Source organism: Dyella terrae, from assembly GCF_022394535.1.
Classification (GTDB): domain Bacteria; phylum Pseudomonadota; class Gammaproteobacteria; order Xanthomonadales; family Rhodanobacteraceae; genus Dyella.
The window spans coordinates 4,129,641-4,153,344 of the sequence record NZ_CP089414.1 but is presented as its reverse complement, the minus strand read 5'-3'; the positions used below and the strand labels follow the sequence as shown (position 1 = coordinate 4,153,344).

The 23,704-nt window shown below is 60.0% G+C and carries 27 protein-coding genes and 1 pseudogene; 7 read left to right on the top strand and 21 right to left on the bottom strand.

Annotation, left to right across the window (positions count from 1 at the left end):
* Window positions 1-21: 21 nt before the first annotated feature.
* From DYST_RS18305 to DYST_RS18275, 7 genes and pseudogenes are all read right to left on the bottom strand, one after another.
* Window positions 22-327, bottom strand: coding sequence for an STAS domain-containing protein (locus tag DYST_RS18305; protein WP_239947326.1), 306 nt, complete (start codon window positions 325-327; stop codon window positions 22-24).
* On the bottom strand, window positions 324-1,010 hold the full coding sequence (locus DYST_RS18300) for an MlaC/ttg2D family ABC transporter substrate-binding protein (RefSeq protein ID WP_239947322.1): 687 nt from the start codon (window positions 1,008-1,010) through the stop codon (window positions 324-326). Before DYST_RS18300 ends, DYST_RS18305 begins: the two co-directional genes overlap by 4 nt.
* Before the next feature lie 53 nt (window positions 1,011-1,063).
* Window positions 1,064-1,909 (bottom strand): annotated as a pseudogene (mlaD, locus tag DYST_RS18295) (outer membrane lipid asymmetry maintenance protein MlaD).
* Window positions 1,910-1,967: 58 nt separating this feature from the next.
* Window positions 1,968-2,738: a lipid asymmetry maintenance ABC transporter permease subunit MlaE gene (gene mlaE, locus DYST_RS18290; protein ID WP_102304824.1), complete on the bottom strand. Its 771-nt coding sequence runs from the start codon at window positions 2,736-2,738 to the stop codon at window positions 1,968-1,970.
* Window positions 2,735-3,571, bottom strand: coding sequence for an ABC transporter ATP-binding protein (locus DYST_RS18285; protein WP_239947319.1), 837 nt, complete (start codon window positions 3,569-3,571; stop codon window positions 2,735-2,737). The genes mlaE and DYST_RS18285 overlap by 4 nt, the downstream gene beginning before the upstream one ends.
* A gap of 167 nt (window positions 3,572-3,738) precedes the next feature.
* The gene (gene gmk / locus DYST_RS18280) at window positions 3,739-4,380 is read right to left on the bottom strand and encodes a guanylate kinase (protein ID WP_239947317.1); all 642 of its coding nucleotides are present in this window, start codon (window positions 4,378-4,380) and stop codon (window positions 3,739-3,741) included.
* Window positions 4,377-5,237, bottom strand: a complete 861-nt coding sequence (locus DYST_RS18275; RefSeq protein WP_102304821.1) for a YicC/YloC family endoribonuclease — start codon at window positions 5,235-5,237, stop codon at window positions 4,377-4,379. Before DYST_RS18275 ends, gmk begins: the two co-directional genes overlap by 4 nt.
* Before the next feature lie 74 nt (window positions 5,238-5,311).
* On the opposite strand from DYST_RS18275, the gene rph reads away from it, so the two are divergent.
* The 6 genes from rph (at window position 5,312) to DYST_RS18245 (ending at window position 11,563) form a co-directional block, all read left to right on the top strand.
* The gene (gene rph, locus DYST_RS18270; protein ID WP_102304820.1) at window positions 5,312-6,043 is read left to right on the top strand and encodes a ribonuclease PH; all 732 of its coding nucleotides are present in this window, start codon (window positions 5,312-5,314) and stop codon (window positions 6,041-6,043) included.
* Window positions 6,044-6,060: 17 nt separating this feature from the next.
* Window positions 6,061-6,660 (top strand): RdgB/HAM1 family non-canonical purine NTP pyrophosphatase, encoded by a 600-nt coding sequence (gene rdgB / locus DYST_RS18265; RefSeq protein ID WP_102304819.1) that lies wholly within the window; start codon window positions 6,061-6,063, stop codon window positions 6,658-6,660.
* Between the two features lie 3 nt (window positions 6,661-6,663).
* Window positions 6,664-7,827, top strand: a complete 1,164-nt coding sequence (gene hemW / locus DYST_RS18260; protein WP_239947313.1) for a radical SAM family heme chaperone HemW — start codon at window positions 6,664-6,666, stop codon at window positions 7,825-7,827.
* An 82-nt stretch (window positions 7,828-7,909) separates the two neighbouring features.
* Window positions 7,910-10,219: a DUF1631 family protein gene (locus DYST_RS18255; protein ID WP_239947311.1), complete on the top strand. Its 2,310-nt coding sequence runs from the start codon at window positions 7,910-7,912 to the stop codon at window positions 10,217-10,219.
* Complete coding sequence (locus tag DYST_RS18250; RefSeq protein ID WP_233202795.1) at window positions 10,216-10,575, top strand: PilZ domain-containing protein; 360 nt, start codon at window positions 10,216-10,218, stop codon at window positions 10,573-10,575. The genes DYST_RS18255 and DYST_RS18250 overlap by 4 nt, the downstream gene beginning before the upstream one ends.
* 733 nt (window positions 10,576-11,308) lie before the next feature.
* Entirely contained in the window at window positions 11,309-11,563 is a 255-nt protein-coding gene (locus DYST_RS18245; protein WP_239947309.1) for a hypothetical protein, read from the top strand.
* 1,269 nt (window positions 11,564-12,832) lie between these two features.
* Here the strand turns inward: DYST_RS18245 and DYST_RS18240 are convergent.
* Window positions 12,833-13,045, bottom strand: coding sequence for a hypothetical protein (locus tag DYST_RS18240; RefSeq protein WP_239947308.1), 213 nt, complete (start codon window positions 13,043-13,045; stop codon window positions 12,833-12,835).
* Between the two features lie 94 nt (window positions 13,046-13,139).
* Between DYST_RS18240 and DYST_RS18235 the strand changes: the two genes are divergently transcribed.
* Entirely contained in the window at window positions 13,140-13,454 is a 315-nt protein-coding gene (locus DYST_RS18235) for a hypothetical protein (RefSeq protein WP_239947307.1), read from the top strand.
* A 36-nt stretch (window positions 13,455-13,490) separates the two neighbouring features.
* Here DYST_RS18235 and DYST_RS18230 read toward each other — a convergent pair whose 3' ends face one another.
* From DYST_RS18230 to DYST_RS18170, 13 genes are all read right to left on the bottom strand, one after another.
* Complete coding sequence (locus DYST_RS18230) at window positions 13,491-13,928, bottom strand: type II toxin-antitoxin system HicB family antitoxin (RefSeq protein ID WP_239947306.1); 438 nt, start codon at window positions 13,926-13,928, stop codon at window positions 13,491-13,493.
* A 308-nt stretch (window positions 13,929-14,236) separates the two neighbouring features.
* The gene (locus DYST_RS18225) at window positions 14,237-15,025 is read right to left on the bottom strand and encodes a hypothetical protein (RefSeq protein WP_239947301.1); all 789 of its coding nucleotides are present in this window, start codon (window positions 15,023-15,025) and stop codon (window positions 14,237-14,239) included.
* A 456-nt stretch (window positions 15,026-15,481) separates the two neighbouring features.
* On the bottom strand, window positions 15,482-15,895 hold the full coding sequence (locus DYST_RS18220; RefSeq protein ID WP_239947299.1) for a hypothetical protein: 414 nt from the start codon (window positions 15,893-15,895) through the stop codon (window positions 15,482-15,484).
* Window positions 15,896-15,967: 72 nt separating this feature from the next.
* Window positions 15,968-16,246: a hypothetical protein gene (locus DYST_RS18215; RefSeq protein ID WP_239947297.1), complete on the bottom strand. Its 279-nt coding sequence runs from the start codon at window positions 16,244-16,246 to the stop codon at window positions 15,968-15,970.
* A gap of 133 nt (window positions 16,247-16,379) precedes the next feature.
* A complete protein-coding gene (locus DYST_RS18210; RefSeq protein WP_239947295.1) occupies window positions 16,380-17,231 on the bottom strand; it encodes an energy transducer TonB in 852 nt (283 codons plus the stop codon).
* Window positions 17,232-17,355: 124 nt separating this feature from the next.
* Window positions 17,356-17,682, bottom strand: coding sequence for a hypothetical protein (locus DYST_RS18205; protein WP_239947294.1), 327 nt, complete (start codon window positions 17,680-17,682; stop codon window positions 17,356-17,358).
* 501 nt (window positions 17,683-18,183) lie between these two features.
* On the bottom strand, window positions 18,184-18,942 hold the full coding sequence (locus DYST_RS18200; RefSeq protein ID WP_239947293.1) for a hypothetical protein: 759 nt from the start codon (window positions 18,940-18,942) through the stop codon (window positions 18,184-18,186).
* Window positions 18,943-19,133: 191 nt separating this feature from the next.
* Window positions 19,134-19,886: a hypothetical protein gene (locus DYST_RS18195; protein WP_239947292.1), complete on the bottom strand. Its 753-nt coding sequence runs from the start codon at window positions 19,884-19,886 to the stop codon at window positions 19,134-19,136.
* Window positions 19,887-20,038: 152 nt separating this feature from the next.
* Window positions 20,039-20,821, bottom strand: coding sequence for a hypothetical protein (locus tag DYST_RS18190; protein WP_239947291.1), 783 nt, complete (start codon window positions 20,819-20,821; stop codon window positions 20,039-20,041).
* 229 nt (window positions 20,822-21,050) lie between these two features.
* Window positions 21,051-21,566, bottom strand: coding sequence for a hypothetical protein (locus DYST_RS18185; protein WP_239947290.1), 516 nt, complete (start codon window positions 21,564-21,566; stop codon window positions 21,051-21,053).
* A 110-nt stretch (window positions 21,567-21,676) separates the two neighbouring features.
* The gene (locus DYST_RS18180) at window positions 21,677-22,027 is read right to left on the bottom strand and encodes a hypothetical protein (protein ID WP_239947289.1); all 351 of its coding nucleotides are present in this window, start codon (window positions 22,025-22,027) and stop codon (window positions 21,677-21,679) included.
* Window positions 22,028-22,436: 409 nt separating this feature from the next.
* Window positions 22,437-22,832 (bottom strand): hypothetical protein, encoded by a 396-nt coding sequence (locus DYST_RS18175; RefSeq protein ID WP_239947288.1) that lies wholly within the window; start codon window positions 22,830-22,832, stop codon window positions 22,437-22,439.
* Window positions 22,833-22,955: 123 nt separating this feature from the next.
* Entirely contained in the window at window positions 22,956-23,507 is a 552-nt protein-coding gene (locus tag DYST_RS18170) for an outer membrane protein assembly factor BamE (RefSeq protein WP_239947287.1), read from the bottom strand.
* Between the last annotated feature and the right edge of the window lie 197 nt (window positions 23,508-23,704).

Sequence of the window (23,704 nt, the reverse complement as noted above, 5' to 3'; positions counted from 1 at the left end):
TGTCCGGCCGTAGCGCGGCGATCAGACCATCAGGCCTTCGACCTCGCACACGCTAGCCAGCAGATGCATACCTTCAGGCATGTTCTGCACGCTGAGCTTGCGCCCACGCTCTGCCGACTGTGCGAGCACCGCCAACACGCAGGCCAGGCCTGCACTATCACTGCGGGTAATGCCCGAAAGATCCAGCACCGAGCGCCCATCGCGCCCCACCGCCACACCGATGGCAGCCAGGGCCGCCGCCGCATTGCCGAAGGTCAGCTCACCGGACACGCGGACGCTGCCTGGCGTGGCCTCGTCGATGCGCACGGCGGCAGACGCTGCGCTCACTGCTTGGCGCCCGGCTGTGCCTTATCGTCCTGCTCCATTTCCTTCAGAGCCTGATCACCCTGGGTTTCCAGGTTGCTGATCAGTTTCTCGATGCCGACCTTGCGGATTTCGGCATCCACCTGATTGCGGTAGTTGGTGATGTACGAAATGCCCTCGATGATCACGTCGTAGGCTTTCCAGGTGCCGTTCTTGTCCTTGCGGAAGGCGTAGTCAACGGCGACGGTTTTGCCGTCGTCCATCACCACCTGGCTGCGCACGATGGTGCGCTTGTCGTTGAGGTCACCGGTGAACGGCAGCACCTTCACGCGACCCTTGGTGTAGTCGAGCAGGCCTTCGGCATAGCGATGGGTGATGGAGTTGTAGAAGGCCTTGGCGAAGCGCGAACGCTGATCGGGCGTCGCCTCACGGGCGTGCTGTCCCAGCACCAGGATCGAGGCGTAGTCGATGTCGAAATGCGGCAGGAACGCGCCATCGATCACGCCGATCAGCTTCTCGCGGTTGCTCTTCAGCTCCTGCTGATGACCGTCGATCGCCTTGGCGAGATCGTCGGACACCGCTTGCACGACCTGCACCGGCGTCTGCTGGGTAGCGGCGCCCTGGGTGGCAGCGTCCTGCGCTAACACAGGGGCAGCAATCACGCTGCCGAAGGCGATGGCGGTGGCAATGGCCAGACTGCGCAACATGGGGAAACTCCTGAAGAAGATGTCGTTGGAATATCGGTACGCGATGCGCCGGTTCAATGCTTGGCGCCGTCAGCCGGCTTTCCGGAGGACGAGCCGCTCACCAGGAACTTGCCGATCAGATCCTCGATCTGCATGGCCGACTGGGTCAGCACCAGCTCATCGCCGTTCTTGAGCATGTCGGGCGAACCGCCGGGCTGGATGGCAACGTACTAGGTGCCGATCAAACCACTGGTGAACACGGCCGCGGCCGAATCGTCGGGGATCTGGTTGTAGCGCTTGTCGATGGAGAGCGTGACCTCCGCGTCCAGCTTCACCGGGTCGGCCACGATCGACTGCACTGTGCCGATGGCCACGCCGGCCATCTTCACCGGCGCACCCACGGACAGCGAGCCCACGTTGGTGAAGCGGCCCTTGACCGCATAGCTGCCGCCCAGGTTGTCCGCCACGCCGCCGGCGCCGAAGAACTTGCCGAGCATCTCTTCCAACTGCTGCGCCGGACGCGTGAGCGCCAGCGTGCCGCCGTCGGCGAGGCTCTTCTTTGAGGTGCCGTACTGCAGGCCCACGTACTGGTCACCCAGCAAGCCGCTGGTGAAGATAGTCGCGACCGAGTTATCAGGAATCTGGTCGTAGCGCTTGTCGATGGACAGCTTCACGTCGGCCGTCTCTTTGCCCGGGTCGAGCACGATCGACTGCACCTGGCCGACGCGCACACCGGCCACCTTCACCGGCGCGCGCTCCTTGAGCTGGCCGATGTTGGCGAAGTGCGCTTCGACGGTGTAGCTGGGGCCACGGCTGCTGTTGGCCACCGAGGTGGTCTGCGTGGCGAGATAGCCAAGCGCGGCAAAGCCGAGCACGATGAAAAGGCCGGTGCCGACGGCATAGGATTGTCTCTGGCTCACGGCACGATCCTCATGAATAGATGGTTGTATAGGGTCTGGGCAGCACTCATCGGACTACTCACATCAGGAATGCGGTGAGAACAAAGTCGAGCGCCAGGATGGCGATGGACGAGGCGACCACGGTGCGCGTAGTGGCATAGGCCACGCCCTCGCTGGTGGGTGGCGTGGTGTAGCCCTGGAACACGGCGATCAGCGACACCACGATGCCGAACACGACGCTCTTCCACAGCACGCCATTGATGACGTCCTTCACCAGGTCGACGGTGGCGGTCATGTTCGACCAGAAGGTGCCGTTATCGATGCCCAGCCACGTCACGCCCACCAGATGGCCGCCAAAGATGCCCAGCGCGCAGAACACACAGGTCAGCAGCGGCATGGCGATCACGCCGGCAAGGAATCGCGGTACGGCGACGTAGGCGATCGGGTCCACCGCCATCATCTCCATCGCGGCGATCTGGTCGGTGGCGCGCATCAGGCCGATCTCGGCGGTAATCGAGGTGCCTGCGCGGCCTGCGAATAGCAAAGCGGTGACGACGGGGCCCAGCTCGCGATAGATGGCGATAGCCACTACCGTGCCGGTCGCCGAGGTGCCACCGAAGATCGACAGTACGTCATACAGCTGCAGGCCCAGCACCATGCCCACGAACAGTCCGCAGACCATGATGATGATCAAGCTCATCGCGCCAGCGAACCACAGCTGACGTATCGTCTCGCGATAGTGGCGCATGCTGCGCGGCACCGCTGCCAGCATACGCAGCAGGAACAGGCCGCATTCGCCGATCTGCGACAGCGAACGCGTCACGATGTTTTCAGAACGCACCGCGCTCATGCGCCACTCCCTGGAAAACCGAGCGCCTTGCCAAGGTCACCCGCCGGATACTGGAACGGTACGGGGCCGTCGGCGTCGCCGCCGAAGAATTGGCGCGTCCACGGCGAGCCGTCATCGGCAATCGTCTTCGGATCGCCCTGCGCCACGACTTTGCCGTTGGCGATGAGATAAATGTGGTCGGCCACCTGCTTGATGGCCTCCAGCTCGTGCGCTACCAACACGCTGGTGATGCCGAGCGTCTGGTTGAGCGTGCGGATCAATTTGAGCACCTGGTTGAGCGCGATGGGATCGAGGCCGACGAAGGGTTCGTCGTACAGAATCAGCATCGGGTCGAACACGATCGCACGTGCCAGTGCCACGCGACGCGCCATGCCACCTGACAGCTCCGTCGGCATCAGCCCTGCCGCGCCACGCAGACCCACGGCCTGCAGCTTGGTGAGCACGATGTTGCGGATCAGCACTTCCGGCAACGAGGTGTGCTGACGCAGCGGAAACGCCACGTTCTCGAACACGTCGAAGTCGGTGAGCAACGCGGAATTCTGGAACAGGTAGCCAATACGCTCGCGAAGCTCGAACAGCTTTTCTCGTGACAGCGTCGGAACGTTCTGACCATCCACCCGTACCTCGCCCGCATCGCCGCGCATCTGCCCGGTAATGTGCTTGAGCAAGGTGGTCTTGCCAGTGCCGCTGGGACCCATGATGGCGGTGATCTTTCCGCGCGGGATGTCTATATCCAGCGCATCAAAGACTTTCTTGCCATTGAGCACCGTGGTCAGGCCACGGACGCGCACGAGGGCGCTGTCGTCGGGCTTGGCGCTAACGGAGTCGGTCATGGGCGGCACAAGGCTGGGGGAAAGAGGGCAAGTTAGCTGAATAGGGGCGCGAAGGCCATGAGCCCGTGGTCAGGCGGCTCAGGAATGGCTAACGAAACAAGACCTTGCTTACGGGCAACAGTTCCCTGCCAGTCGCGCAGCCTGCGCTCCTACGGCGGAAACGGAGGTCAGGCCAGCAATTCCTGGATCAATGCCTCATGACGCTTCCATTGCGGTGCCGAGCGCTGGCGAACGGCGCGCACGATGGATTGCAGGTCCTGCAGCGCGGTTTCGAAATTGTCGTTGACGATGATGTAGTCGAATTCGTGCGCGTGGGCGATTTCCTCGCGCGAATTATGCAACCGGCGCGCAATCACTTCAGGGCTGTCCGAGCCGCGGCCACGCAGGCGTCGCTCCAGCTCAGGACGCGATGGTGGAAGGATGAACACGCTCACGCAGTCGGGCTTGCTCTTGCGGATCTGCCGCGCGCCCTGCCAATCGATCTCTAGCAGCACATCGCAGCCTTCGCCCAGCAGCGTATTCACCGTATTGCGCGAGGTGCCGTAAAGGTTACCGTGCACTTCGGCGTGCTCGAGAAAGATGCCGTCGGCAATCTCCTGCTCGAATACCCCGCGCTCCACGAAGAAATAATGGCGGCCATATTGCTCGCCCGGGCGCGGCGGGCGCGTGGTGTGCGAAATCGACAGCGAAATGGACGGCTCACGCTCCAGCAGCGCGTTGACCAGCGTGGACTTGCCCGCGCCCGAGGGCGCAGCCACCACAAACAAGGTACACGGGGCGCTATCAGCAGGAGACGTGGTCGTATTCATTCGATGTTCTGCACCTGTTCGCGCATCTGCTCGATCAGCACCTTCAGGTCAACGGCGGCATTGGTGCTGCGCACGTCGACGGCTTTGGAGCCGAGCGTGTTCGCTTCGCGGTTGAATTCCTGCATGAGGAAATCCAGGCGGCGACCGACCGGCTCCTTGGTTCCCAGCACGCGGCGTGTTTCGGCGATGTGCGTGGCCAGGCGATCCAGCTCCTCGTCGACGTCGCTGCGAGTGATCTGCAGCACCAGCTCCTGCTCCAGGCGACCCGGGTCAGCAGGCTGTTTCAGATCGGCCAGACGCGATTCCAGGCGGGTGCGCAAGCCTTCACGGATCTGCGGCATGAAGCTGCGCACGTCCGCAACAATGCGCTCGACGGCATCCAGTCGCTCCTTGAGCAACTCGGCCAACTTGTCACCCTCACGCTCGCGAGTCGCGGTGAGCGCGTCGAGCGCCCGTTCGAGCACATCGAGCAAGGCTGCCTGCAACACGTCAGGGTCCACATCCGATTGCTGCAGCACACCTGGAAAGCGCAACAGTTCGGTGAATTCGATATTCATGCGCGGGAAACGCGCTTCCAGATCCATCGCCAGCTCGGACAGGCGCGCCAACGCAGTGGCGTTGACCTGCAGGGATTCGGAACGAGCCTCGCCACGCAGGCGCACCGTGACGTCCACCTTGCCGCGCGACAGCTTGGCCGCGATGCGCTCGCGCAGAGCCGATTCGAACACGCGCAGCTCGTCTGGCAGGCGCGGGCTCAGCTCCAGGTAACGGTGGTTAACTGTGCGCAACTCGCAGCTGAGCGTGCCGGCAGGGCCAGTCGTCTCGGCGGAGGCATAAGCCGTCATGCTGCGGGTCATTGGGAGCCTGCGGGTGTTGGAAAGGGGGCAATGGTAAACTTTCCCGCCCTGCCTTGCCCAATGGCCCCCATTCCATGAGTTCACCCAGCCGCCCCAGTGGGCGCGCCAGCGACCAGCTGCGCACCGTCACCATCGAACGCCACTTCACGCGCCACGCCGAAGGCTCGGTGCTGGTTAGCTTCGGCGACACCCGCGTGCTGTGCACCGCCAGCATCGAAGACCGCGTGCCGCCGTGGCTGCGCGGCAAAGGTGAAGGCTGGGTCACGGCCGAGTACGGCATGCTGCCCCGTGCGACCAACACCCGTACCCAGCGCGAAGCCGCACGCGGCGGTCAAGGCGGGCGCACGATGGAGATCCAGCGCCTGATCGGCCGCAGCCTGCGCGCCTGCGTGGATCGCCAGGCACTGGGTGAACGCGTGATCACGCTCGACTGCGACGTCATCCAGGCCGATGGCGGCACACGCACGGCGGCCATCACAGGCGCCTACGTGGCACTGGTGGATGCCGTGACCACGGTGATGAAGCGCGAAAACCTGCGCCGCAACCCGATCATGGGTGCGGTGGCAGCGGTATCGGTGGGTATTTATCAAGGCGTGCCAGTCCTCGACCTGGATTACGCCGAAGACTCCAACTGCGATACCGACATGAACGTCGTGATGAACGACGGCGGTGGCTTCATCGAGGTGCAGGGCACCGCTGAAGGTCATGCCTTCCGTCGCGACGAGATGGACGCACTGCTTGGCCTTGCCGAAAAGGGCATCGCCGAACTGGTGGCCGCCCAGCGCGCCGCGCTGGAACTGCCGTAACACCGAGCGAAAGGCCCATGACACGCATCGTTCTCGCCAGCAGCAATCCCGGCAAATTGGCCGAATTCAACGCCCTGCTGGCCGACAGCGGGCTGCACGCCGAACCGCAGTCCGCTTACGACGTGCCGGATGCTGAAGAAACCGGACTCACCTTCGTGGAGAACGCACTGCTGAAGGCGCGCCACGCGTCGCGCATCAGCGGGCTGCCCGCACTAGCCGACGATTCGGGCCTGTGTGTGGCCCACCTGCGTGGGGCGCCGGGGCTCTACTCTGCGCGTTACAGCGGCGCGCACGGCGACAACGCAGCGAACAACGCGCGGCTACTGCGGGAACTGGATGGCGTGCCGACGGAACAGCGCGGCGCGTTCTTCATCAGCGTATTGGTGTTGCTTCAGCACGCTGATGACCCCGCGCCACTGATCGCCGAGGGCCGCTGGTATGGGCATGTATTGACCGAAGAGCGCGGCACACACGGCTTCGGTTACGACCCACTGTTCCTGCCGGAGAACGAGACCGTCAGCGCCGCCGAACTGCCACCCGGCATGAAGAACCGCATCAGCCATCGCGGTCGCGCGCTGGCGTTGCTGCGTAGCCAGCTTGCCGAGAAACACACGTAAATCATGTCCCTGATCGCACCACCGCTGTCGCTGTACGTCCACATGCCGTGGTGCGTGAAGAAGTGCCCCTACTGCGATTTCAACTCCCACGGCCTGCGCGGCGAACCGCCGTATGACGCCTATGTCGACGCCCTGCTCGCCGACCTCGATGCCGACCTGCGCGATTTCGGTAGCGCCGTCCACGGTCGCGTCGTGCACACCATCTTCTTTGGCGGCGGCACGCCCAGCCTGTTCACGCCTGAACTGATCGATCGTTTCCTCGATGGCGTGCGTGGCCGGCTGTCCTTGGCACCCAGTGCGGAGGTCACGCTGGAGACCAACCCCGGCACCGTGGAGCATGGCCGTTTCGACGGCTATCTGTCGGCAGGCGTGAACCGCCTATCGTTCGGCATCCAGAGTTTCGACGACGCCAAACTGCGCCGCCTGGGGCGCATCCATTCGGCCAGCGAAGCCGAAGCCGCTGTGAAATCAGCGCAGGACGCCGGCTACACGAACATCAATCTCGACCTGATGTACGCCCTGCCTGAGCAATCGCAGGAAGGTGCGCTAGCCGATGTGGCGCGTGCCATCACCCTGCAGCCCACACACATCTCGCACTACCAGCTGACCCTGGAGCCGAACACGGCCTTCGCCGCGAACCCGCCGCCACTGCCCGACGACGACCACGCCTGGGCCATGCAAGAGGCCTGCGAACAACAGCTGGGCGCAGCCGGCTATAGGCGATACGAGGTATCCGCCTATGCCAGCCCCGATCGCCGCTGCGCGCACAACCTCAATTACTGGCGCTTCGGCGACTACCTCGGCATCGGTGCCGGCGCCCACGGCAAGATCACCGATGTTGCCCAGGGCGAGATCATCCGGCGCTGGAAGACCCGCCACCCCAAGGCTTACCTGGCCGCCCCTGGTGGCGCGGAGCGCATCGGAGGCAGCGGTCCGGTAGCCCGCGACGAGTTGCCGTTCGAGTACATGCTCAACGCCCTGCGCCTGATTGACGGCGTGCCCATGACCGACTTCGCCGAACGCACCGGACTGCCCCCGGAGCGTATCGCCGACGCCATGGCCCAAGCGCACCGGAAAGGCTGGCTCACCGACAGTCCCGACCAGCTGCAGACGACGGCACTCGGCCAGCGCTTTCTCAATGACGTCATTTCCGGATTTCTTGACTGAGTCCACCGTCCGGCCGATGGCGTGCCCAGAGCGCGGGCTTTAGACTCTCAGCCATCCGGGGGGAATGAATCTCAGGGTCTGTATGGAAGTCGAACAGCAGGGTCGACGGCCACCGCTTGCACCCGATCGGGAGCTGCGTCCTGATCGTGCAGGCTGGGCGCCGCGTGCCCGTCGACTGATCGAAGAAACGCACGCGCTGTGCATCAGCTGGCTGGAGATGCCCTTGCGCCAGTGCCTGAGCGATGCAGAGCAACGCCTCTATGCACTGGCGGAGCGGTCCCGCAACCCGAACGAACAGCAACAGTGCCTGTATTCCCGCCAACTGCTGCAACAACGGCGCGGCGGCATGGAGCGAAGCTTCATGGAAGGCGTCCGGCAATATTTCAACGGTGTGGGCGCCGTACCGGAGCCCGAAGCAACCACCGACGCACCGCGTCGCCCCCTGGAACTGCTCGATACCACCGAGCATGAACAGACCGTGGCACTGGACAAGCTGGTCGCGCGCGGCGAAGCCCGCCATGGCTCATCGCTGTTCGAGCTGGGTTATCGCCTTGCCGTGCTGGTGGGCCTGCCGCCCCTGGAGGGTGAGCGCCTGCCGCTGGGGCCACATGCCCTGGCCGCGTCATTTCGTGGGGCGCTGACATCACTGGAACTGTCCATCGAGCACAGCTTGCTGGTGCTGCACAGTTTCGACACCGTCGTGGTGCACGGCCTATCGACGCTGTACGACACCGTCAACGAACACCTGCGCGCTGACGGCATCCTGCCGCAGTTGCGCGCGTTCCCGACCGCGTCGCGCGCGCCGCAGGAACGGCAGCCGCGCGCTGCCGACAGCGACACTCAGCCAGCCGCGTTCAACCGCCAGCCGTCTACTGCGACCACACCCGCTGCACCCGGCCAGCCGCGCAGCGACAGCATCGCCGTGCTCGACAGCTTGCGCGAAATGCTCGCGCAGCACCGCGCGGGCCAGGGTGCGCTGAACAACCCGGATGGCGGCCGCACCGCGACACCCGAAGAGTTGCAACTGGCATTGGACGCCCTGCAATTGCACGTCAGCGATGTCGCCGACCATGCGCGACGCGAGCTGCTCAGTGCGCGTGCGTTGCGGGAAGAGCTGCTTGGCCAGCTCAACGCCGGGCGGCCTGATGGCTCGACGCACATGCAGCTGACCGACGAGCAGGGCGATACCGTTGAACTGGTCGCCATGCTGTTTGAGCAGATGGATCGCCAGCTACATCACCAGGGCAATGCGCATTCGCTGCTGGGCGACCTGCAATTGCCGCTGCTGCGCATGGCGGTGGCAGACCAGGACTTCTTCAACCAGCGTGAACACCCTGCGCGCAAGCTACTGGGCGTAGTCACCGACGCGGCAAATGACTGGCTGGACGGCCCGGATGGCGACATTGATCGCTCACTTGAAGCCAAGCTGATCCAACTGGTCGACCGTGCGCGGCGCGAACCGCCCAGCACCGGCCTCTATACCAGCCTGCTGGCCGATATCGAACATCATCTTGGCCTGCTCAACCGCAAGGCGCAAATCGCCGAGCGACGCCAAGTGGAGGCCATGCAGGGTCGTGAACGGCTCGAGCAGGCACGCCATCGCGCCGCTGAACTGATGACGGAACGCTTCGAACGATACAACCCGCGCGGCCTGCTGCGCACCCTGCTCGAACGTGCATGGTCCGACGTGCTTGCGCTAACGCTCCTGCGCCACGGTGAAGACAGCGAAGCCTTCACCTCGCGCTTGCGCACCACTGATCAACTGCTCGGTCAGCATCCGGTGACGGATCGCCATCTGTTGCAGGCAGAAGTGGAAGCCGGCCTGCAGCAAATCGGCATGCACGCCGAGGAAGCTGTGCAGGTCGCACAGCGCCTGCTGGGCATTCCCGCGCAAAGCCCGGCCAGCCAGGAAACCGCTACGACCACCGAGCTGGCGCTCAAGCTCAAACAACGCCAACGGCTGGGCGAACAGGTGTCACCGGAAACAGCCGCACCGACACCGACACCGACACCGACGCCGGCAGCAGCAGCGACACCCGCATCCAGCCCCGCGGCAGATTCACCGGAACGGCGAATTCGCCAGCGCCTGCGCCAGTTACCGTTCGGCAGCTGGTTCGAATTCATCGATCCAGCCAACGGCCGCATCACCCAGCGCAAGCTGGCCTGGTACTCGCCGGTGTCTGGCAACAGCCTGTTCGTCACCCGTCGCGGCCTGCGCAGCCAGGAAATGACGCTGGAGCACCTCGCACACGAAATGGCCTGCGGCCGCGTGCGTGAAATGCCTCCGATGAAGGAAAGCCTGCTTGATCGCGCCTGGCACGCCTTGACCAGCCACCTGCGCCAGATCACCAGCAGCCAAGCCACACACTCACGCCCCGGAGCCTCGACGTGAGCGAGAACGTGGCGTCCATCGACCAACGTCGCGCCCTGCGCAAACGTGCCAATTTCACCGCCGTGGTCACTGATGTGATCACCGGCCAGCCCATCGGCCATCTCGGCAACCTTTCCGCCAACGGCATGCTGCTGATCAGCACGCGCCCACCGCGCAGTGAAGCCATCTATCAGGTGAGCCTGACCCTGCCCGGGTTGGGCAGCACACCGCAGAGCATCGAAGTCGGGATACAGGAGCAGTGGCACGAGGCTGCGGCCAGTCCTGGGCAGGTATGGGCGGGGTATCGCATCGTGGCGATTGATGATGCGGATGCAGCGTTGTTGGATGCTTGGTTGGAGCAGCCGGAGAGGGATTAGGTGGGTGTTGTTTGTTTCGGCATGTCGCGCCGAAATGCGGCCCTCGCATGGGGCACGCAGGCGGCTTCTGCTTTTCTCCCTCGCCCCTTTGGGGAGAGGGTTAGGTGCTCGGCGTACCGTTTCGATGAAACCGTCATCCCTGCGAAGGCAGGGATCCAGTAGCCGTGAGTATGATCGTCGCCTCGTGCGCTACCGCTATCTGGCCGCTTACGCAGCGGGCGTTTCGATCGTCTGCCGACGACGCGAAGCTAGTCCCCGTGGGACGCTCGAGTCACTTTTCTTTTGCGGGCCCACAGTCAAGTCTATATAAACCATGCAGGCTGGCCATGCAGTGCGTTGAATAGTTCTGTGCGATGGCCGACAGGGTTTCCTCTCGATCCGTCGAACGAAACCCGGTGCATTCCGTGCACCGAACGAGCAGGCCGACTGCAGCTCTTGTGGTTGGGCCTGGCGGTGCTGGAGCGCCCCTCCCTTGCATTTACTGGGGCTAGATGCGGCAGTTAGGCGCTGAGACGGATCAGCGCATCCAGGGCCAGTCAAGCCATTTTACGCATCCTACTAACCTGAGAAGTTCTGTAGAGCCTCCCACAGAACAGCTCGTCCTTGCTCGGCGCACGGAGCGTGCGCGACGCTTTATGGCATGACGATCACGACAAGGGATACCCCACGACATGCCTCATGCTCCAGCACCTTACGCCCTGTGGAAGACGCTCTTGCCAGGGCGAGTCTCGCCATGATCGGTGTTCCCGCTACCGGTGGACTGGCCAGCGTGACCCTTTCGGCGGTGTGCTTTGAAGGGTTGTCCGTCCGGACTCACGAAGGGCGTAAAGCACAGCTTGCGATTATCGACGAGCACGGCAACGTGATTGAGGCCGGTCCCACCGTGGCCAGGGAAGCCTGGAATGTCACGCTGGCCTGCTACAAGAATTTCCTGATCGGCGAAGGGCATCTTCGCGTGTTCTCGAGCCCACCGGCTGGGCTGCAGTAAGGCATGACCGAGCGGCCTCATGGCCGCTTTTTTTTGCCCGCCCCTTGCCAGGGCTTGCCGTGAAGGCCGTTTAAGACCCTGGTGCGTGGCTAACGCTTGACCCTTATGTTCCATCACGGCCAACGGGTCGACCGCCATCCAAGGACATGCCAACCGATTATGAGCCGCCTCACCGGCTTATCGCATGGCGCGGGGGCATGGCTTCGGCCCCTACGATTGAGCCCCTATCCACGCCATCGCTCCTTCGGGGGCGTCATAGGGCGACGTCCTCGACAGGGCTGAGGGAAGAAACGAACGAGATGGCTCTCGCCGATACGCGAACGACGCAGGTGGGGCCTCCGGTACGCGATCCACAGCCCGGGGGAACGGCTCTAAGTGGCTGTCGATGGTGAACGGTGACGAACGAGGAAGGCCATCCCGTATCCTTCGTCGCCCCAATGGGTGGCTTCGTCGGAAAAGGGTAATTTTGGTAATTTTTCTGACGGATCGCCCGATTTATCTTTAACAACAGCGAGTTGGGTCGTGCGGCAAAAGGTAATCAAAAGGTAATTCAAGGGTGATCCGATGACCCTCACGAAAGGTAATTTTTCTCTTTATTTTTACTGGTAAATTCAATTACTTATCAAGAAGGGTAATTTTTATTACCTTGAAATTACCTTTTTGAATCATGCCTATTTATCGGGATATTCAACGAGTTAACCTGCCTTTCGGGAGGCCGATTACCAAAATTACCTTTTCCGGAACCGATACCGGTGGCGTCCTTCGCCATGGCTGGCCCGAAGCGACCGGAGGCCCCCGCTGATCGTGGACGAACGGCGCGAGTCGTCCTGCTAAGGGAGCGCCCTTGGCGACCCCCTGCCGCTGCATCGCCGCGATGCATCCATCGCCGGCCATCCGGTGGGCTCACTCAGTCCACGGGTGCATCAAACTGCATCACGCCACGCGCCCACGAGTAACCGATGGCCCTACGTGTGGCGCCATTTGGCCAGATGCATCACCTGCATCAAAAGCGGCGGGAGAAGCGCGCAGGCGAGGAGGGGGGATGACCGCGCGCGCCAGGAGCAAGACGGGCCGAACTGGTCATTCTTTGACCACATTCCGGGCCGAACCAGTCGGACAGGACGGCCCGCCCCACCACGGCCTGGCTGCGTGCGGTGCGAGCTGTCGCCGGCTATCACTCACCCCGATCGCGACAGCCGATGACCTGGGCACAAAAAAAGCCCCGCCGAAGCGGGGCTGTGTTTCGCCTGATGGGTCTTGCCAACCTATCTATTCCGCGTTTGCTTCGGCAGCGTATTGCGCCATTTCGTGCATGTAGTCGATGCCACCACCAATCTGCGTGAAGCTGTTATCAGCTCGGTCCATATCCTCCGATAGCTTGCGCAGGTTGATCGCATTCAACCCTGACAGCGTTCGCTGCCCGCCAAGGTACCGGGTAACGCGCTGCGTCGCCGGCTTCATCGTGCCGATGAAACGCCTCAACCACCCGATCGATTTCTTCCAGCACAACGACTGGAATACCGGGATAGACACCAGGCAAAAGGCCTTTTAGATACGACCAAAGGCCATCTAGATCATGGCCCTGTGCCGACAGGATACGCTCTTCCTTACGCTTTGGCTTGGCTGGTGGCGTAATGCCAAGCAGTGGCTGGCATTCCTTTATCTGCTCCTTGATGCTCACTTCAAGGTAATGCCGATACAGAAAAAGGATGGGAAAGACGAGCATGTCCTGGCCATGCTGCCCTTCCGCGATGCCAGCGACGAGACGGTCAGCGGCTTCCTTGTATCCGGCCACATAGGCGTGCCAAGGCACTTAGTGGGTGAAATTCAACTGCGCCCGGTTGTGCCAGTCATGGCCGTCACCCGTAAACACATCGCTTCCGCTACCTGACATACCCGCTCCAAATGCTATGACCAATCCGCCAACCTACGCCGCGTGACGACGGCCCATCGGCTCCACCGACACGTTGACCCGATAGCCGAGCTGACCCAGCGCTCCCTCGACCTGCTCGAGTTTCGACTTGTGCGTCAGATCCAGAAGGCGATCTACCTGTGGCGCGTGCATGCCCAACATGCGACCGAGATCCGCCTTGCGCACACCCTTGGCCTGCATGGCCTGGTACAGCCCAACCTTGGCCACATCGAGCGCCGGCAGGACCACCCAATGCTCGCCACGCTTCTTGTCCGTGGTCACGGGGATCGGCTGGCGATCGTCCATGTAGGACTGCAACACCAGCGCGATGGCATCGACCGATTCGTGCAGCGCTTCTTCCACCGTGTCGCCGACGCTATTGAACGTCGGCAGGTCGCGACACGTTGCCACGAATGCACCGCCGTCATCGACCAGCTTGATCGCATATTGCATGTCATCACTCCATTGGATGCTCCGGCCCTTACAGGCCGGTCGCCGAGACGTGTCCGCCGCGTCCACCGTTCTGAAAAGAGCGGCTAGCCTCTGCTGTTGGCAGGCCTTGTCGCATGGTTCGCTCGCCAGTGGGACGGATACCGTTTGCCCATCAACAGCCGCAACATAAAGACAAAGCGCCGCGAGACATGCCAACCCAGAACCCCTCCGCAACATGTCCTCTCCCTGTCAGTTCTAACGCTAACGTCCGCTTCGGGTCGATAGCAGACACTACTGAAAGTCACATCATCAGCCTTGGCCGAGCGGCGTCAGATTCCAGCATGCAAGGACCGGTAGCGCCCGGTTTTGGAATCAAGTTGAAGGTGTATCACTTGGTCCGGAGAGCTCTTGGTGTAGCAATTCAATTGAACTGAGCCAGCCTCTCCATCACTCTGAACGTTCATGTAAATCGGCGTCATGTAGAAGCCAAAATAGCAATCCTGTGCCTCTTGATCCAGGGCTTTACCCGCTTTTCCGGTCCAGATGACCTGATCGGTCTTTCCCGTTCGTTTGTTGACCACGTCAATGTGATCGACGAGCAAGCCGTCGCCGACCTTCCTGTAGATGCCGAAAAAACCGTGCGTCGCGGTTTGCCCCCAATAGGGGATGACCAACTCGCCGTGGATGTTGGCGGTTGACGACGTATCGTCTAACGCGCCGACTTCCTTCAGGGCAACATCATAGCGGTGGGCGCCATCGCTCCATGTTCCACGCAAATGGTCGCCGTCTGCCGCGAGTTGAAACGGACAGGTGTCGGCAGAAAATGCCGCGCCCGTAGCTATGTGCTTGTCGAACTCAGCCGCGTTATGGACTTCACATAGAGCGATCACGCCTCCGGTGGCCTTTCCGTAAAGCGGGATCGGGGCGCGATGACTGTCGTAGTAGTAGCTTCCTTCCAGATTCTGTCCGGAACCAAAGGTGTAACTCTGAAGCGAGGCGTGTATCGGCAAGCTGCCAACTTGCCCTTCATAGTTGCGGATGACATACCAGCCGGCGTGCGCCGAAACCGCGCATGACATCAAGCCGACCACACTCGCTAAGCGCCCTACAGATCTCATTACAAGGCTCCATATGTCAGAACGTCCCCTTTGAACCGGGTGCCGGTATTAGCGGCAAGGTTCCCCTTGTAAGACGCCAAGGACTTTCGCCCCAGACTCAACGGGCAATGCCCGTGACGGCGATGTCTGCTTTGGGTTGCGACTTCAACGGGTCGACGCAACACCCCGACACTGTCTCAGCAGAAAATGCGTTGTCATGGCATCCAGGCTCAGATTCATCGCATGATGGCCAGCAGGCTGGAAGTGCCTTAAATCCAGGGTAATCCGACTTACTAGCACAGCAGGACTGCTAGAGAGGCTGCCAAGAAAGCGTAGAAGATTGATTTTCTAAGCAAAATGATTTCATCAAAGTGTTGCGTCGACCGGTTGAAGTCGCAGTCGAAAGCGGATATTACCTGCGAAAGGCAATCACGCATCACCCACATACGTCTATCGCACTTCCACCTGTCCGCACAGTTACAGAGAAGGCGGCCCCGTCATTCTGGGCACCGTAGAAATAAAGTGTCCCAAGAAGCTTGTCTTTGCAGAACCTTGAAGCGTAGTCCTCGCCTCTGACACCGCCGACCCGGTGCCACCCTTGCTTTGAAACTCGCCGATGTAGCGACTGGTGATCTCTTGCGGCGTTTCCTTAGAGACGAAGTACTTTTGGGCGTAGATAGTGCTGCCTCGGTCAAAGACCCGGGCCCTCTGCGTGACAGTCACCGTATCAGGGTTACCGATTTCATCCAACGCCTGCTCAACCGTGCTGGCCGGAGCCAACGAATGGTGCTTAGCGTTGTAAAAGCTCATCCATCCGACATACAGGCCGACTGCGAGCACGACAACGCTCGCAACACGAGTTAAAGCAGGTGACGCTTCTACGTTTGGCACAAGCCTCGCCTTGAATTTGAAGACCCTATCTAAGGCCCAATGAATGTCTGCTTCGGGTCGGAAGCGGACGATTCAATCAATCTCAAGATTCGGGTTGTCGTTCAAAACCCACCGAAAGCGAACCTTAAAGTCGTCGACACACTGCTGGCAGACCCAGTGCCGCATATCCGATGTACACCACCCCACATGCAATTCGCCAGGCAGGCCGAGCTTCGCGAACTTGGCCCAACAGAGTGCGCAATGGTCATGATCGTCACGGACGGAGGCCGGAGCCCATTCGCGACGTGTAAGCGTGACGCCGATTAGGTGATCCGCCTGATCGGTGAGCCAGCTGTCATCCTTCTCGGCCATGTTTTCCCTTTTGAAGTCTGTCCGCTTCGGGTCGGAAGCGGACGCTTTGCAAGCTCCAGCCGCCAAGTCCAATTCCAGAAAGAGATTCGACTTCGCGGTACATCACTGCGGCACACTAATCGCCATCCGCAAATCAGGTCCCATCGCTTCCTTCGAGCTTCCGCAACTCCAAACCGACCGTTTTAACTGCGCCATCTGGCACAGTGTCAGGATTACTAGCGAGAAGGCTTGGATTGTCGACCCAAGAGATCGACTGGCGAGGGCCACGAAGATAAGTCTGCCATTGACCGAATGGCTCCCGACGCGAATCGCCAAAGCTTGTGAACGCGACGGGCACGCGCGCCAACCAATATGGGGCACTGACCTGCTTGCCGGTCGTAGGCACATGGAATGTCCAGCGGCTGGTCGGCTTCAACGCGGCATCCGCCAAGATTTTCCGCATTACGTCCGTTCTCCAGCCCGGTTGGTAGGAAGTGAGGTTGACTTGTTCGACTGCCGCGTTCTTGACGGTCCCGTCCTTGTCGACCATCACCAGCACGTAGACCACTCCCGTCAGGCCTGAATCCATAGCTGCTTTCGGATATGTCGGTGCCAGTCGACGATCCCAAGAGATTGAGTCACTCGGCGCCTCGTCGCTCTCCCCGATGCTGGAGCTACCAATGGTCAGGGTGTCGTGTTTTTCGTCCACGGACTTCGCAACCAAGCGCAGCGTCATCTTTGCCTTGGCTATAACCGGCTCCTTCGTATCAATGCGAAATTTCCACGTCATTACCGCCTGCCGGATGAACTCATTGAGTGCCGGTCCAAGGCTCTTCGCCTGATCGATGGCATAAGCCCGAACACTTCCGTCTGGGTTGATCTCGACCGTTCCGCTCACCAGCATGCTTGACTCGATTTGTTTCTTCGCCACCTCTTCGGTCGCGCTTGCGAACGCGTTCGACATCAACAGTAGAGCACCGAGCAAGACCACAAGTCGCCGCATCATCACCAATCCCCCCCCTAGTTCGCTTTGTGAACTCAAGACTTTCCCAACAAGGTCCGCTATGGGTCGGAAGCAGACAGTATGGGGCGTTCTGCTTGACGGCTAATTGCCCCGAAAAACGGGAGCCTCAATCATCAAAGTACGACTCCCCCGAATCTGGAAAATAGAACTCGTACTTTCGACTTAGCCGCCGCAAGTACGATTCCATCGAACTGACGGCCAGCTCCAGCGCCTGAATGCCATCGGCCCCATGCACAACGTGCGGCCTCTCCGGTAAGCCTATGAAACTAATGCAGCATGCCGTAGCCCCGGGAGCAAACTCGAAGTCTGGTGACTCTTCGGTGATGAGGTACGGTTCACCAATGCAGACTGTGAATGCTTTCTTCGCGTGGTTACCTTCCACCCCGTAGAGCAGGTTGCGAGTAGCAATAGTCCGGCCTTTCACCTGGTCCATGTGGTCCACCGTTTTCCCCAGTCACTGGCATGTTGCGTCTGATCGACCCCGAAATCTTAGGTCCGCTTCGGGTCGAAAGCAGACTTTAGCTCCCTAGCAGCGAGACGGTCGATATAAGACCCTTCACAAGCACGCCCGCTGCCAGTACCCCGCACCCGGCAACCCCAATAGCAATGCGCACGACCTGTGGCGGCGCGTCATTAAGGCTATACCCCTCGCCCCGAGTATCCATCCCGCCCATGTTGGCGAGTGCTAGGGCTACTGCCGACAAGAGCGCTCCCAGCCCAAACCACTTCAGCGCTTCGCCGTAGGCTTGAAACGGAGCGTTACCCAAAGCGTATGCCACGACACCCGCCATCATGGCGGCGTTTAGAAGTAGAACCAGCCAGAGCGCTTTAGCACAGCGTGTCATGGGTAACCGCTTAATCCGAAGTGTGTTTTGGGTGCCCTGCAAGGTCCGCTCCGGGTCGAAGGCAGGCATTGCGCGCAATAACTGTGCCTCTATCTCTGGACGAACTCCAGGATCTGTGAGGTAAATGTGTGATCAAGGCCAGCGAAGCCGTGATGAGCACTGAAACGGCACGGATTCTCCTCATCATCCAGGCCACCACTTAGCCACACCACCTCAACGCGGCCAGCGCCCCAGGTCTGGAAGGGCGCAACGCCAGCGGGGTTTGTCCATCGACAGTGGTCATCGCGGTGATGGATCACCAATGTCGGTGGAAGCAGCGTTGGCGATCTCAGTAATGAAGTGACGCTGTCGCCCGGGCCAGATGCTTCGCTCAGAAAGCCCGAAGACAGTACTAGCATGTCCGGCTTGGCACCCTTTGCCAAACCTTCTGCCGCGCGCTGTGTGCCTTTGCTCGTACCGATCACGATCACTGGGCGCTTCAACTTGGCAAGATAATCGACAGCGGTAGCGAGGTCTGTTCCAAGGTCTACCAGCAGCACGTCATATCCGGCGCCCACAAACGCGTCGCGATTGCGAATCAAAACATTGTCGGTACCATCGGTGAAACGCGCGCCGGCCATGACATTCAGGCGCCCGTCGCCGCCGGTCAGCAGGATGATGCTCCCCTTTGGGTGGTCTGCAAGAATCAGGATATTTTTCACTCCAGCGATATCGACTGTCTTGCCTGCATCAACGGTAGTGACTCTGGGTGCATCTTCTGCAAAGGCTGTGTGGTGTGTTAGCGCCGCTGTCGCAGCCGCCACGCAGAAAACTCCTCCGGCCAACCCGGAATTTGCCAAACGGATCAATGGATGCTCCTGTCAAAAACAATGGCGTGGTAAGCCTGCCCAGACTTCTAGGTTCCGCCGCTGTAACACTGTCCGCCATGACGGCCTCACACCTCGGCCACCTTGATGTCCGAGGTCTTAGTTAGGTCCGCTTCGGGGCGAAAGCGGACACCAACTTAGCGAACGATTCTGACCCTTGTCGATTCCTGCACCTAGCGAACTTGGGACGGAATGGATAGCTCGCACTGTATACGCGTGCCCGCTCCGGCCGCCTTGTCTGGCTCCCAGATGATCAACGCCACTTGCGCGCTGATCATCTTTGGACTGTTGCGATAGGACGGATGCCTCACGACACTGAAGGTCGCGGGCTTTCCGAAAAAGGAGATAACCTCGCCCGGCATTAACAGGCTACTCCCCAGCCCCCGCTTCAATTCCTTGTCACTAAAAAGCCCGTTGCCTATCCCGGTATCGGACCAGACGTTGACGTTTGGGCATCGCTTCTGTTGCAACTGCAACACGTAAACAGATCGCCCTGAAAAACTCAACGATGCGACCTGAAAGAAGTAGTTGTCGTCTGCCGACAACCTTTTCATCACCTCTAACGATTCGCGGATGCCTGTTGCGAACTTGGGCAGGTCTTTGTCCGCGATGGTCGATTCGATCATCGACTTCTCAAGCTGCACCGGGTCGGACGTTGGGTATGGCACCCAAGCGAGATCGCGAATATGGACCGCCTTTAGCCACTGCTCGATAGGCTTTTGCTGCGTTTGACAAAGCTGCGATACTGTCATGTCAGCAATTCGTGCTTTCTGGAGCGCCGCTGCAAGATACTCGCACTCGGGCTCACCCTTGCCCGTGTAGATCTCATAGCTTGTGCTTGCAGCAGCTCCGAACGACGCGGAGGCAAGCGCAAGTGCCGCGACGCAAGATAGCGCCTTAGCTCGTCGGCCGATCAGGAATTCCAAGCACCACTCCTCACCTTCGGTGAACTGTCCGCAATGGGTCGGAAGCGGACACTGGATCCGCAACCATCCGGCTAACCATCTGCTGATGTCAGGACAAACCCTGCTCCGGATTCGATCGTCTCTAAGCCCCCTTGCTTAACTGACATGCCCGATCAATGCTGATTCTTTAGCATCTCTTCCAACGAAGGTTCAAGCTCAACCACGTGAGCACTACCGAAAACGACAATGACGCGATCGTATCTTTGTAAAGACGTGCGAATCGCAGCGAGAAGGAATTGATCCCTCAGGGCGTCTGAGGTTCGTGCAACCTCATTGAGCTTGCTCGTGTTCAACGTCGGATCCAGAAGTTGAGGATCCCAGGTTTTCGAAGCGAGCGAACGCCCGGCAACCCGGCGATATTCACGCAAGAAACCATCCCATGTCTCCCAGCCCTCTTGCACCGGGACCCCGTTCCCTATGATCTGGGAATCGAAGAATGCGGGATATTCGGCGGCATCCTCGCTCAGGTCAGGATTCCGATAGCTCCCCACGAGACGTGTGGAAACCAAGTAAACAAATACCTCGCTCGCGGAATGACGTGCCAGAAGCTCGTTCATTTCCTCTCGTGCGGGCGCGTCGCCGCTTTCGGTGGGAATCCCTAGCTGTCTCGCCAGCTGCACAGTGAACCCAAGATCAGCCCCGCGCCGAATCGCCTGGTCTCGGGTCTCTGTCGAGAGATCGTCGGGCGCCACGCTTTCGTGAAGGATAAATTGCGGCTGGACCCGGTCGAATATCGCTGCCATGCGACGGTACATGGGCGACCGCGGATCAAGCAGATGATCTGTGCCGATGACAACAATGTGCTTTCTTCCCTTTGTGCGTTCCCAGACATAGGGCGCGCTGCTGAACTTCGCCGAATCCTTCAGCTTGAGATAGTTGTTCGGCGTGGATTGCACCGCGACCTCACTTGCGAAACTCCCCCCGGGTGGTCACTGCAAGCATCAGAAAAGCTGACCAGCTCAAAACCACACGTATCGATCTTTTCATGTCCATCCGTGACCTCCGGGATACTGAACAGACGTCTGGCTTCCATGTCCGCTATGGGTCGAAAGCGGACTGCTCCTGCTGGTACAAGCCGCGATGTTTTCCAACGCCAGCAGCGAGCCACCTCAACCCGTACGTATGTCAATCCGCGATGCATCCGGGAAGGAACAGAAACTGGTTTTCGCCCTTTTTGCCATCGTAAAACCGCGCCAGCGTATGCTTTGGGGTTCTCTCTTCAACGATCGTGATCTTTTTGACACTATCCCCACCTATCTCCACCAGGGACGCCTTCCCATGGTCGAGTAAGTCCGCCACGGCGGATTCTAAGGGCCTCAGGCGCCACCAATCAGAAAAGTTGTAATGAAAAAGGTCGCGATCCTCGTGTAACGGCATATCCGCACGAATAGCCTTGAACAGCGGCAGCGATGCTGCAGACGGATCGAGTTTGTCCAGGAACGACCTCATATCCGCCTGACTGACAAACACCGTGTAAAACGAATCCACCCGATAATAGAAGGCGGCCTCTGCAGGCTTGCCAGGGAGGCTTACGACAACCGTTTTGACACTGGGCTTCTCTCCTGGGCTGCCGCAGACGTCAGCAGAAGCCGCAGGAATGCAAAGCACTGCAAGAAGCACCGCGAAAATGATTTCCTTCATAGGTCACTTGGCTCTTTGATAGATGGTCGTGCGCGTCAATCCCACCAGATCTTGCCGTTAGCTGATGTCCGCTATGGGTCGGAAGCGGACGTCCGCCCAGACAGCCCATCTCATCCAAGGATGGCCCCTTCTATGAGAGCACGATCCCAGCCTTCGCTGTTCATGCATTGCATGATCTTTCCCTCTGCCTCGTCCGATGGACTGAACCAGTGGGAAGTCTGCTCAAGCTTGTCCAAGCACTTTTTCAAGCTAGCGGACGCTTGATCGTTTTCACAATTCTCCGTATGCCCAAAAATGGGCGAGCCCTTCTTCACCCAGCAGAATTTCGCATGTGGAGGGTCGAGCATATGCGCGCCCGCCACTGCATACGGATTCAACGACGCGCACCCCGCGTTGACACTAACTAGCGCTGTCATGCCTGCCGCACAGACCGTTTTCAGGAAGCCGCTTGAAAAGGTCACGTCGCCCTGCTCCTTTGGGTAGTGCCTGGCAATATGTGGGTGTCCGCTTCGAGTCGAAAGCGGACTTTTTTTACGCCGCTTTTAGGAGAGAGCCGATCTGTGCGAATGGCTCTTTAGCGAAAGCCCCGTCAACGCCCCTATGACGGCGCAAGAACAACCCAAAAAACAGCCCATGTAACCCCAAAAGTAGCCCAACTCAAGTCCACTGTAAGGTTCGGAGGAGAAGCCTTTCCACGCGAAGTAGACTCCTAAAAACATGCCCAACGCGGCAAAGGTCAAACCGAGGGTGTAGCCGACTATGTATTTCATAATTCCTCCGTGAACTACGACAAGCCAACACTACTTGAAGGGAATGTCCGCTCCGGGTCGAAAGCGGACGTTACCCCCGTCCTTGGTCAGGTAGGGAATTTCACTTCTTGGTTGGCTCGATCGATTGAACTTCGATCCCGATCGGCTTACATGATCCTATGATGGCCTGGCCCGGAGGTGCTGGGTCAATAATTCGGCCCTTGACCACAACGACCGAGCGATCGAACGATTCGGCGATTCTTTGCAGGGCACTGTCCGTTCGGCCGATAAGTACTGGCAGGCAGTAGACCTGAGATGGCTCATCGGGATCAGTGCCCAACGGGAAGAGGTTTCTATTCTCAAACGTCCAGCGCAAAACTCCTTTGACGGCGACTTCTTGGCCAAGCATGGCTTTGGCGTCCCGGAAAACCTGAGGAGTCGAATCTGCTATTGGGGCTTCCTTGGCACAGATCGACTGAGCTTCACCATATGCCAGTGCAATGATCCAAAAACCCAAGAAATATGCGCTTCCCAATCTCATAGCGTGGCCTCAGATTTCATATTCTGCAGCGTCCGCTACGGGTCGCAAGCGGACTTTCACGACAGTCGCCGGCACGCCGGTGACTGCCGGGTCGATAAGTTAGAGCTGGCCGACCTGAGTGAAATCGGACTTTGTCACCCGATCATCACGGTCGATTTCGACAAGCAACATATTGCGCTGGGACTTGAAGCCCTTGGTTTCCGTAAAGCTGTAAAGGACCCCGCGGGACGTCTGCGACGACGTTATCGGGTACACCGCCTCGCCACTGGGGTTGCCAAGCAGGGCTTTGACCTCCTCCATAGCCATACCCGGCTTGATAGACTTAGCTTTGTCCACGTCGAACAGCGTTGCGTCGGTCTTGAACGAGCTGGTGTATTCCTTCTCCACCAACAGGCCGTCCTTGAACACCACTGCCAGTGATCGTGCTGGCGTCACACCAGGCAATACGCCATCGGCGCTGCCGCCGACTGCGTAAGCGTAAGTGTCCATGGTCAGGCTCTCGCCGTTGACGACCTTGGCGCTCTTGAAGTTCGGCTTGCCAAGCTCAGCTAACACGTCCGCCTCCTTACTCGCCCCCACGACCAGACGATCATCGGCTGGCTTAGTGAAGTTGACGCCGACCGCGCAACCGGCCAGCCATAAAGAGGCCAAGACGACACACTTCCTGTATTTCATAAACTCCCCCTGTTGTGATGCCTTTGCTCCATGGTGCGGCATCGAAACACCAAAATTTGCAGAAGACTTTGTTTCGCCATGCGGGCATCGCGTCCATCTACCCACGACACCGGACTAGTCTCGCGTCTCTCAAACAGGTTGAGAAGGGCTGCCGCCGATGTCCGCTCCGGGTC

Bases quoted from the DNA above. Each gene is read 5' to 3' on its own strand.
- DYST_RS18210 (WP_239947295.1), bottom strand. From the start codon at position 17,231: ATGATGCGGCGACTTGTGGTCTTGCTCGGTGCTCTACTGTTGATGTCG.
- rph (WP_102304820.1), top strand. From the start codon at position 5,312: ATGAGTTCACCCAGCCGCCCCAGTGGGCGCGCCAGCGACCAGCTGCGC.
- DYST_RS18300 (WP_239947322.1), bottom strand. From the start codon at position 1,010: ATGTTGCGCAGTCTGGCCATTGCCACCGCCATCGCCTTCGGCAGCGTG.
- rdgB (WP_102304819.1), top strand. From the start codon at position 6,061: ATGACACGCATCGTTCTCGCCAGCAGCAATCCCGGCAAATTGGCCGAA.
- hemW (WP_239947313.1), top strand. From the start codon at position 6,664: ATGTCCCTGATCGCACCACCGCTGTCGCTGTACGTCCACATGCCGTGG.
- DYST_RS18185 (WP_239947290.1), bottom strand. From the start codon at position 21,566: ATGAAGGAAATCATTTTCGCGGTGCTTCTTGCAGTGCTTTGCATTCCT.
- DYST_RS18285 (WP_239947319.1), bottom strand. From the start codon at position 3,571: ATGACCGACTCCGTTAGCGCCAAGCCCGACGACAGCGCCCTCGTGCGC.
- DYST_RS18225 (WP_239947301.1), bottom strand. From the start codon at position 15,025: ATGAGATCTGTAGGGCGCTTAGCGAGTGTGGTCGGCTTGATGTCATGC.
- DYST_RS18275 (WP_102304821.1), bottom strand. From the start codon at position 5,237: ATGACCCGCAGCATGACGGCTTATGCCTCCGCCGAGACGACTGGCCCT.
- DYST_RS18205 (WP_239947294.1), bottom strand. From the start codon at position 17,682: ATGGACCAGGTGAAAGGCCGGACTATTGCTACTCGCAACCTGCTCTAC.
- DYST_RS18230 (WP_239947306.1), bottom strand. From the start codon at position 13,928: ATGCAATATGCGATCAAGCTGGTCGATGACGGCGGTGCATTCGTGGCA.
- DYST_RS18235 (WP_239947307.1), top strand. From the start codon at position 13,140: ATGGCCCTGTGCCGACAGGATACGCTCTTCCTTACGCTTTGGCTTGGC.
- DYST_RS18215 (WP_239947297.1), bottom strand. From the start codon at position 16,246: ATGGCCGAGAAGGATGACAGCTGGCTCACCGATCAGGCGGATCACCTA.
- DYST_RS18245 (WP_239947309.1), top strand. From the start codon at position 11,309: ATGATCGGTGTTCCCGCTACCGGTGGACTGGCCAGCGTGACCCTTTCG.
- mlaE (WP_102304824.1), bottom strand. From the start codon at position 2,738: ATGAGCGCGGTGCGTTCTGAAAACATCGTGACGCGTTCGCTGTCGCAG.
- gmk (WP_239947317.1), bottom strand. From the start codon at position 4,380: ATGAATACGACCACGTCTCCTGCTGATAGCGCCCCGTGTACCTTGTTT.
- DYST_RS18255 (WP_239947311.1), top strand. From the start codon at position 7,910: ATGGAAGTCGAACAGCAGGGTCGACGGCCACCGCTTGCACCCGATCGG.